The 9,499-nt window shown below is 61.4% G+C and carries 10 protein-coding genes; 5 read left to right on the forward strand and 5 right to left on the reverse strand.

Going from position 1 to position 9,499, the window contains the following annotated elements; translation table 11 throughout:
* Positions 1-327 (forward strand): cation transporter (locus tag A2J01_RS22255; protein ID WP_197494273.1); only part of this gene is annotated, 327 nt, incomplete at its 5' end.
* 54 nt (positions 328-381) lie between these two features.
* Here the strand turns inward: A2J01_RS22255 and A2J01_RS22260 are convergent.
* Entirely contained in the window at positions 382-855 is a 474-nt protein-coding gene (locus tag A2J01_RS22260) for an SRPBCC family protein (RefSeq protein ID WP_050655037.1), read from the reverse strand.
* 145 nt (positions 856-1,000) lie between these two features.
* Between A2J01_RS22260 and A2J01_RS22265 the strand changes: the two genes are divergently transcribed.
* Entirely contained in the window at positions 1,001-1,417 is a 417-nt protein-coding gene (locus A2J01_RS22265; RefSeq protein ID WP_003943077.1) for a DUF7144 family membrane protein, read from the forward strand.
* Between the two features lie 95 nt (positions 1,418-1,512).
* Here the strand turns inward: A2J01_RS22265 and A2J01_RS22270 are convergent, their stop codons facing one another.
* Positions 1,513-1,725 carry a hypothetical protein gene (locus A2J01_RS22270; protein WP_003943015.1) on the reverse strand — a complete coding sequence of 71 codons (213 nt, stop codon included), beginning with the start codon at positions 1,723-1,725 and terminating at the stop codon, positions 1,513-1,515.
* Positions 1,726-1,983: 258 nt separating this feature from the next.
* On the opposite strand from A2J01_RS22270, the gene A2J01_RS22275 reads away from it, so the two are divergent.
* The 3 genes from A2J01_RS22275 to A2J01_RS22285 are packed head-to-tail and all read left to right on the forward strand — an operon-like array spanning position 1,984 to position 5,069.
* The gene (locus tag A2J01_RS22275; protein ID WP_064113611.1) at positions 1,984-2,643 is read left to right on the forward strand and encodes a GAP family protein; all 660 of its coding nucleotides are present in this window, start codon (positions 1,984-1,986) and stop codon (positions 2,641-2,643) included.
* A 15-nt stretch (positions 2,644-2,658) separates the two neighbouring features.
* Positions 2,659-3,372 carry a GAP family protein gene (locus tag A2J01_RS22280; RefSeq protein WP_058038384.1) on the forward strand — a complete coding sequence of 238 codons (714 nt, stop codon included), beginning with the start codon at positions 2,659-2,661 and terminating at the stop codon, positions 3,370-3,372.
* Positions 3,369-5,069: a SulP family inorganic anion transporter gene (locus A2J01_RS22285; protein ID WP_064113612.1), complete on the forward strand. Its 1,701-nt coding sequence runs from the start codon at positions 3,369-3,371 to the stop codon at positions 5,067-5,069. Before A2J01_RS22280 ends, A2J01_RS22285 begins: the two co-directional genes overlap by 4 nt.
* Here the strand turns inward: A2J01_RS22285 and A2J01_RS22290 are convergent.
* The 3 genes from A2J01_RS22290 to A2J01_RS22300 form a co-directional block, all read right to left on the reverse strand.
* Positions 5,061-5,882, reverse strand: coding sequence for a hypothetical protein (locus A2J01_RS22290; protein ID WP_064113613.1), 822 nt, complete (start codon positions 5,880-5,882; stop codon positions 5,061-5,063). The genes A2J01_RS22285 and A2J01_RS22290 overlap by 9 nt on opposite strands.
* Before the next feature lie 14 nt (positions 5,883-5,896).
* Positions 5,897-8,596 carry a helix-turn-helix transcriptional regulator gene (locus tag A2J01_RS22295; RefSeq protein ID WP_064113614.1) on the reverse strand — a complete coding sequence of 900 codons (2,700 nt, stop codon included), beginning with the start codon at positions 8,594-8,596 and terminating at the stop codon, positions 5,897-5,899.
* A 175-nt stretch (positions 8,597-8,771) separates the two neighbouring features.
* On the reverse strand, positions 8,772-9,499 hold a 728-nt coding region (locus A2J01_RS22300; RefSeq protein ID WP_064113615.1), incomplete at its 5' end, for an asparaginase.

Raw genomic sequence — 9,499 nt, forward strand, 5'->3', positions numbered from 1 at the left:
CACACGAGCGTCGGAATACTCTTGGCTGCAGTGAGTTTGGCGATCATGCCGGCTCTGTCCTATGCGCAACGCCGAGCAGGTCGGGAGTTGGGTTCGCTGTCGGCGGTCGCGGATTCGAAGCAGACGCTCCTCTGTACCTACCTTTCTGCGGTCTTGCTGGTCGGTTTGCTGCTCAATTCGGTACTCGGCTGGTCGTGGGCAGATCCGATTGCTGCACTGGTCATCGCCGTCATCGCGGTGAAAGAAGGCATCAACGCGTGGAAGGGTGATCCGTGCTGCCCGGTTGTGGCTGTGCCCGAGAGCGGTGACGAGTGCGACTGCTGCTGAGTGAACACAGGTTTTGTCGAGTGAGCACTCGCTGCGGTGCGTCAGAGCGGGTGTTCACTCGATGAAAGGCGTGCCGACTTCTGCGCGGCCCTTGATGTGCGCGGCGCGTTGCTCGAGAAGGCGCCGCAGATACGGGCCGACAGCCAACCTCAGCGCCAGGTGTCCGAGCGCCCCGAAGGGGGCCGTAACCGTGAAGCGGTCATGCATCCGCGTCCACCCGCCCGGCTGAACGTCGAAGACGTGCTCGTGCCGCATTGCGGCAAACGGGCCGCGGACCTGCTCGTCTGTGAACGAGTACGGACGGTTGTACTGCGTGATCCGGCTTGTCATCGAGAATCTCCACCCGAGATGCCGAGCAGTGAACGACACCTCGTCGCCCTCTCCCAGCGTCGATCTACCCGTACTCGTGACTGCCACCTCATCTGTTGCGCGGAGCGAGGCCGAGTGTTCGTCCATGTCGAGTTCGAGATCGAAGATCACCGCCGGTGGAGCATAGATATCGGTGATCACGACTACGGTGTGTTGCACAGTGCCAGTCTGCCAACATTGGTTTGCGATCCCGGCAAGCGGGTACGGGTCGGTGACCTGCGGTTCATCCGCGACGGGTGATGTTTTCGCCTTCCAGCCCCTCGAGACTGAGTAAGGGAAGTGCATTCTGTCGAAAGGAACGCTGATGACTGCTCCACCGCGGGAACCCGCGAATCACCCTGTCCGGCAGGGTTTCGCGGTAGGTACGACGTTTGCAGCAGCAATTCTGCTGCTCACCGCAGGCATTGTCGCTCTGCTTCAGGGCATCGCGGCCGTTGCCGACAACAATCTGTTTGTCGTGGGTATCAACTACACGTACAAGTTCGACATCACGACGTGGGGTTGGATCCACATCATCTTGGGCATCATCGGGATCGTGGTGGCCCTCGGCCTCTTCACCGGTGCAGTGTGGGCCAGGGCGGCGGCAATCGTCATTGCGTCGCTCTCGATCATCGCCAACTTCTTGTGGATGCCGTATTACCCACTGTGGTCGATCCTGGTCATCGCGCTCGATGTCGTTGTGATCTGGGCGGTCGCGACCTGGGACAGGGACAGAGTCTAGGCACCGAACAACCCGAGAGCAGTTGGTCCCGACCGAGTCGACTCGGTCGGGACCATCGCTCGTGCGTGGGACATTTCGACAGGGTGTGGCTCGGATCAGTCTGGGAGTCGACGCATTTCGGCGACGGTCAGGCCGAGGGAATCGAGACGGGCCATGATGCTCCGCATAGCCGTGTGGTCCGCGACGGGTCCGTACAAACTGGTGAACCCGCCGGCCGCACTGGCGACACTGAGTTCAGGAAATGCGGCCTTGACGCGGTCCGACACTTCGCCGTCGATGAGGAATTGATACCGAGTGGGAGCATTCATCAGTATCCGCTCCATTTCGTAGGGCCATGAGGTTCGAGAAGGCGCCGCTCCGAGCCTCGAAATCGCATGTCGTCAAGTGCAATCGGCGTCGCTGCCCGATCCAGGACTCCGCATCCGTGGGATCCAGTCTTACTCGCGTACGCGCTCGGGGCGTCATCCCCTACGGGTGAATGTCGTCGCGGGTCCGTTCATCCCTTTTGTGTGAGGCTCCGCAGAGTCGCCACCCCTAGTGTCGACCGGGAGAGAGAAGAGGTCGGCATGGGATCTGTCATCGGGGATCTGTTACCCCTCGCGGTCGGCGTTGCGGTATCGCCGATCCCGATCATCGCGGCAATCTTGATGTTGTTGTCCAAGCGTGCCGGCAGCACGAGCGTCGGGTTCGCGCTGGGCTGGATACTGGGAATCGTCGTCGCCACCGTGATCTTCGTGCTTCTGTCCAGCAAGCTCGGTGACTCCGAAGGTGATCCGTCAGCGACAGTGTCGTGGATCAAGCTGGCGTTGGGTGTATTGCTGCTTGCGTTCGGAGTCAAGCAATGGCGCGGACGCGGAGGCGAGCACGAAACCCCGAAGTGGATGCACGCCATCGATGACATGACCGCTGTCAAAGGCCTCGGCTTGGGCTTCGCTCTGGCTGCGATCAATCCGAAGAATCTGATGATGTGTATCGCGGCCGGAATCTCGATCGGATCCGCGTCATTGGGCTCCGGAGAAGTTGTTGTCGCCATTCTGGTTTTCACGATCATCGCGGCCTGCACAGTGTGCGTGCCCGTGATCGGCTACCTCGTTGCCGCGGAGCGACTGCGTGGTCCGCTGGCCAAGCTGAAGGTGTGGTTGCAGGAAAACAACGCCACGGTGATGAGTGTGTTGATCCTGGTTATCAGTGTTGTTCTCATCGGCAAGGGCATCGGCGGTCTCTGACAACTGGAGGTAGTTATGGGATCGCTGCTACTGCAACAGATCCCGCTGGCGCTCGGGATCATCATGAGCCCGCTGGCGGTTGTCGCCGTTGTGGCCGTACTGTTTTCCGAACGAGCGCGTATCAACAGCATTGCGTACCTGATCGGGTGGTATCTCGGAATAGTTGTCGCGCTGGCCGGTTCGTACGTCATCTTGACCGCACTCCAGGTTCATCAGCGCACACACCCTCCGCTGTGGGTGCCCGTCATCCATCTCGTTCTCGGGGCAACTCTGCTGGCGGGTGCCTGGTTCGTCTACTCACGCAGTCGTCGCGGGGTTCAGGCGATGGCGGCTGCAGTTGCCCCTGGCGACGTTGTGGCTGCGGCCCCTCAGCTGCCGAAGATGCTGCAATCGGTTGAGCACTTCCAACCAATGCGATCCGGTGTGCTCGGTTTCGCGCTGTTCGTTCTCAACCCCATCGACATGTCGTGTGCCATCGCAGCAGCGATGAACCTTCGTCTCAGCACCGTGGCACCGACGTCGCAGATCGTCTCGGCCGTGATCTTCTCGCTGGTGTCCGTGACCTCGGTCGCGGTACCTGTTGCCCTCCTGCTGATCAAGAAGGACGAGGCAACCGAACCGCTGCTGAAGATCCGCACCTGGATAGCCACCAACACGCACTTGCTGAACGTCGGGCTCCTCGTCCTGATCGCGGCGATGCAGATCAGTAAAGGGGTGCAAGGACTATGAGTGCTCCGCACACGCGGACCTGGTGGGTCTTCGGGTCGTTGTCCGACTATCAACGCGCTTGGCTTCGCCCCGACATCATTGCGGGCCTTACGGTGTGGGCTGTCCTTGTTCCGGAAGCGCTCGCGTACGCCACCATCGCCGGAGTTCCGCCGGTGGTCGGGCTTTATGCTGCGGTTCCGTCATTGATTCTGTATGCAGCAGCCGGCAGTTCGCGCCATCTGATCGTCGGGCCGATGTCGGCGACCGCAGCGTTGTCCGCGGCGATGATTGCGCCATTGGCTTCAGGAAACGACGGCCGATTCATCGCGCTGTCGGCGGCATTGGCGATCGTGACCGGGCTCGTCGGATTGCTCGCAGGATTCATGCGCCTCGGATTCATCGCGTCCTTCATCTCCGAGCCGGTTCTCAAGGGATTCATCGTCGGTCTGGCGCTCACGATCATCATCGGTCAAGTACCCAAACTCCTGGGCGTGGACAAGGGGGAGGGAAACTTCTTCGTCCAGACGTGGACAGTGGTGAAGGAACTGGGTGAGGTCGACCTACCGACCGTGATCATCGGATTGCTCAGCCTGGCAATGGTCCTGGGCGTCAAGCGATGGCTTCCGCTCGTACCGGGTTCGCTCCTCGTCGTGCTGCTGGGCATTACCGCAGTAGCGTTGTTCGGCCTCGACGATCGTGGCATCGACATTGTCGGACACATCGACTCGGGCCTGCCGTCGATGGGTCTGCCGAGTGGTGTGGGAGCCGAGGACTACCTCGACCTGGTCGGACCTGCGGTCGGCGTTCTGCTCATCGGTTTCGCCGAAGGTCTTGGCGCTGCAAAGACATACGCGGCCAAAGCCGGCTACACCATCGACGCCAATCGTGAACTGGCAGGACTGGGTGCGGCCAATCTCGGATCGGGTCTCTGCTCGGGAATGGTGGTCAACGGCAGCCTGTCGAAGACCGCCGTCAACGGAGGAGCGGGCGCCAAATCTCAGGTCAGCGGACTGGTGGTCGCGGCGCTGACGCTGGTGACACTGCTGTTTCTCACCGGCCTGTTCGAGAAGTTGCCAGAGGCGACGCTCTCGGCTGTGGTCATCGCAGCAGTGATCGAACTGGTCGATTTCTCCTCCCTCGCAGCGCTGTACCGGGTATGGACGAAGAGGTTGGGCAGTATCTACGGGCACGCTGCCCGGGCCGATTTCGCGGCGGCGATCGCGGCGATGTTCGGGGTTCTCCTCTTCGACACGTTGCCCGGTCTGATCATCGGAATCGCCGTCTCGATGTTGCTGCTCCTGTATCGGGTCTCCAAACCGCACGTGGCCGCTCTGGCCAAGGACGGCACGCGCTGGGTCGACATCAGTGGGCATCCTGATCTGAAAACACTCGACGGCGTCGTAGTGGTCAGGGTCGAAGCGGGGATGTTCTTCGCCAATGCCGATCACGTGCGTGATCAGATCACCGGTCTGGTGACCGCCGGCACCACCATGGTCGTTCTCGACGCCGAGACGTCACCGTTCATCGACGTCAGCGCTGCGCAGATGTTGGCTCAGCTTCGAGATTCGTTGGCACGCAAGAATGTGAGCTTCCGAGTGGCACGCGACATCGGGCAGTTCCGCGACGTTCTGTCCGGTGCCGACCAGGGCGCGCTGAAGGTCGACGTCTATCCGACCGTCTCGCAAGCGCTTGCAGGTCGAGACAACACCTCAGCGTGATGTCCGTAGCCAGATTCCCAGGGGACCGGAATCTTTGGCCACTGATCCGACGATCGACGACGCGACAACCACGATGGCCGAGAAGATGAACAGCCAGCCGATGACGGTGAACATCACGCCCAGAAGACCGAACTCGTCCTGCGACGTCTTTGTCATTCGGGGGAGGAAAAGAGTGCCGGCCACGTGCAGTCCGGTCAGGCCCGTCGCGGTGAGCAATCCTGACCCGACGCACATTCGAGTGGTCATGCGATTGGCCGTCAGCAGCATGGGCACGGCTGTCCACACGAGTGCCCACACGACGTAGACCGCTGTGAATTCCAGGACTCTGCCCACTCCCGGAACGCCATTCAGTTCACGGCACAGGGCCGCACCGACCCCCGACGCGGCCACGACGCACACTACCGCGAACCACCGCCACGCCTGACGGAGTGTCGCCGTCGGCACGCTCCAGATCCGTCCGTACATCCGGCCGAGAGCGCGAGCGTAGGACGTGGAACTGATCAGCAGCATGAGCAAGCCGACAATCCCGAACGCTGCCGCGGTAGAGGTACTGGTCAATACGGTGTCGGGGAGTTGGACGCCGAGGTCGTCTTTGGCGGCATCAGCCAACGGCTTCAGCTTCTCCAAGGTCGACGCTGCAATCATGACCGGGAGCAATGACGTAAAGGCCTGGGCCGCCAAAGTCATGGCGCTGTCCACGAGCCCGACTTCGAAGACCCCGATGGTTGCATCAGTCGCCAACCGTCGACTGGGTGTACGTCTCGCCCACACGGTCAATCGATCGCGCGTATCGGAATACAGCTTCGGGGGCATGGAAGCAGTCTTGCTCAGATGAGTCCGCCGCGTCGCGCAGCCTTGAGCGCGTCGCGTCGGTTGCTCACTTCCAACTTGCGATAGATCCCGCGAAGATGCGTCTTGATGGTGTTGACGGAAAGGAACAGCGTGTCGGCAATGGACTCGGTGGTGTCTCCGGAAGCCAGTTCACGGAGCACGGTGTATTCGCCTGGCGTGAGGATCGGTGCACTCACCAATTCTTGTGGGCGAATGCGGCTACGTACCTGTTCGGCAAATGCTTCCTGATCGCCGAAATGTCCACTGAACTCGTCGAACACCGGCCGCAGGGATGCGCCGTAGTCGAGGAAGGGGCGTAGCAGGCTACCGGCTTCCGCGGCGCGCAGCGCTTTGTGGAGGGAGCGAAACGACTTGCGCTCGTGACCTGTTGCAGCGTGGATCCCGGCTTCGAGTGTCCAGGCGTAGACGTGATGTGCGAGCAACGGGATTTCGGAGGACCCGAGAGCTTCGGAAACTTCGACGAGTGCTTCCGCGAACTTGTTGGACGAGAAGGCGACGGCACCCCGTGCGAGATGTATCTCCGACGTTTCTCCGAATTGATCGGCTGCGTCACGCACGAGTCTCGCTGCCCATTCCACTTCGCCGACGGAAAGGCATGCGTGGACGACGGGTGGTAGAAGAGCCAAGGTCGCGAACGCAAAGGTACGTAATTCGATCGCGCTGAGCATCGCGTCGCGGACATCGGCGGCGGTCGAGCGTCGGTCGGTCGAGCCGTCGAGACTGTGAAGGCCGAAGGTTACGACGGAGTGCCACCCGAACACCGGCGCGCTGGCGCCGAGAACGTCTGTGCTCCGGTAGTTTCCGATTGTCGGGATGCGGTACGGGAGTTCGCTCGAAGCGCAGAGATATGTGGCAAAGGCGGCCACCGACGCGGACAACTCGTACTCCGCAGTCGTCGTGATGCGATGTTCGACCGCGTAGTCGAGAGCGTAGACGGAGTGAGCCCTCATCGCCCCGATGTCTCCGCTGAGAGAAGCTACGTAGCCCAGTCCGGTCAGCGACTTCAAGACGAATCGCGCCCTGCCCCGTATTGTCCCGAGTGCGACGGCTTGAGTGTATTCGACAGTCGCCCTGTCGAACTCACGTCGCAGTAAGTGTGCCGTCGCCAATTCCATGTGTGCGTAGGCTTCGATGTCGGAGTGGGTGCTTTTCTGACGCCGCTCCAGACGTGCCGCCAGCGGCTCGTTGTCGGAAGTCGCCGTAACGCAGGAGATTTCCAGGCTCATCGCCAGGAACAATGGATCTTCTGCAATCGGTGGATGAGTTGCCTCGAGAAGATCGAGGCACGTGCTCGCCGAGGTCACGTCACCGGAGTGGAGGGCGGCCGCCGCCAGCACCAGTCGGGTGATCGGGGATTCCGAAACCTGCGTCGACACCGATTCCAGGACTCGCACGACGTCCCCGCAGTGCCCGTCGAGTACGAGGCCCAGCCCGCAGCGTTCGAGAAACGCGAGAATGCGGTGTGGGTCTCCGATCGACACCTCGAGTTCGAGCGCCTCGAGTTCGAAGTGATTGCTTTCGAACCAGCTTGCTGCTCGCAGGTGTACGCGGTTTCTCTCGACGTGATCGACGCGACGGAACTCTGCCCGAAGGTGCTCGCGCAAGAGAGGGTGATAGCTGAACCACGTTGTGTGGTCGGCGGAATCGGTACGGGTCACGGGGAAGTTGAACTGAATCAGCGAGTCGATCTCGGATAGAGCGTTCGAGTCCGTCAGAGTTTCCGCCAGTTGGGCGGAGAAAGAATCGACCACCGCTGTTCGCAACATGAACGAGGTGACATGTTCGGGCAAGGACGTCAGTACCTCGTCGACGAGAAAGTCGGCGATCGGGCGGGGTGTGTGCGTGAACTCGTTCAGTGCATCGCCGATGTCACTGCGGCCGGCCAGAAACGCGGCGGTCAGGCGAACGACGGCGCCCCACCCCTTGGTGAAGTTCTCGACGATTGCGAGTTCGTCGTCGCGCAGCGTGATGTCGTACTCGCCGAATATCGCGGTGATCTCGGAGCGATCGAAAGCGAGATCGGTGGATGCAAAGCGGGTGAGTCGGCCGTCGAGAGCCAGACGATGCCACGTGAGCGGTGGTTCGTAGCGGGCGGCAACGATAATCGACAGGTTGCCCGGGGTCTGTGTGAGTATCCGATCGAGGAGACCGATCGACATCGGATCGTGGAGGGTGTGAACGTCGTCGAGGATCAACGTTGTTCGGCGCTCGTGCGTTTCGAGGGTTTCCGCAAAGTGCGCGAGCCACTGCTCGACGGGCGGCCTGGATCCGGTCTGCACGGGGAGCCTCTGGCCGGCCGCATCGACGGAGGTCGCGATCGCCTCGGCGAGGGATTCACACAGTATCGACACGTTGTTGTCGCGCTCGGCCAACGTCAGCCAGGCCAGCGCAACATCAGGGGAGGCTCGAGAATATTCGCGAGCCCAATCGGCCAGAAGTAGGGTCTTCCCCGCACCGGCCGGAGCCGAGAGCAACCCGACAGGCCCGGGGCCTGAGCCTTTGGTGGCAGTGGATGCGGTGAGTTTGCGGTGCAGGCGCGGACGCGCGACCAGTCCTTTCACGGCAGTTGGCGGGTGAAAACGACCGTTGAGTGCGGCGCCTGGCACGTGCGCTTGCCCGACGCGGTGAGCCGCGTCGAGCGTTACTGCAGCGGCATCACGAAATGGGCTGCTCATCCGACTCCTGTTCGACTGGCTGCACTGGACGTGACCGCTGGATCGAAATTTTGAACGAGTTAGATGATGTGAAACTACCCAATTCGTACACCAAATAAGCGTCCAAGTCGAAAATTCGGACCAAAGTCCCTGATTTAGTGGAGTGAATTTCGAACAATGAATGGTGTCGCCAGTTCTACCGCCCGAACGGCGGGGTGCGAGCAAACCTCGAATAGCGGTCGAATACCTTTTCCAGGCCCACGAGATCCGGATCTGACAACAAGGCTGCCAGAAGTACACGTGCCTGCCCGGCTCGAAGATCGGTGGAAAATACAGCGCCTGCGGCGATCAAGTCGTGCCCGCCACCACCGCCACCGTAAACCGGGGAGATTGGCCCCGAGGGCACCCGAGTTGTCACGGCTACCGGAATGTGAGCGCCTACGCAGTCTCGTACGGCCTCGACTATCGTCGGATTGGCATTTCCCGAACCGAGTCCGTCGAGAACAAGTCCCTGCGCCCCGGCGTGCACGCAGGCGTCGATTTGTACGCGGTCTGCCCCGGGATACACGGCGATGATGTCAACGCGGGTGTCCGAAATCGGATGCCACGGCAATGGTTCGGGATTACGCAGCAGGAGCGGATCGATGTGCACGCGGCGGAAGGCATCGAGTGCCGTCGTATCGGACTTTCGCGTACCTGCGGCTGGATGGACCGAACCGCCGAAGGCGATGAGGACACCACGCCCGTGTGACGAGATGTCCAGTCCGGCTGAGATCGCCGCGGCGAGATTCGAACGAGCGTCGGATTCGGGATGGTCGAAAGTGCGCTGCGCGCCGGTGAAGACCACCGGGCGTTGGTCGTCGTGGTGCAGGTCCAACAAGAACGCAGTTTCCTCCATCGTGTCGGTGCCGTGAAGCACGACCA

It is taken from the genome of Rhodococcus sp. EPR-134, from assembly GCF_001647205.1.
GTDB lineage: Bacteria > Actinomycetota > Actinomycetes > Mycobacteriales > Mycobacteriaceae > Rhodococcus_F > Rhodococcus_F qingshengii.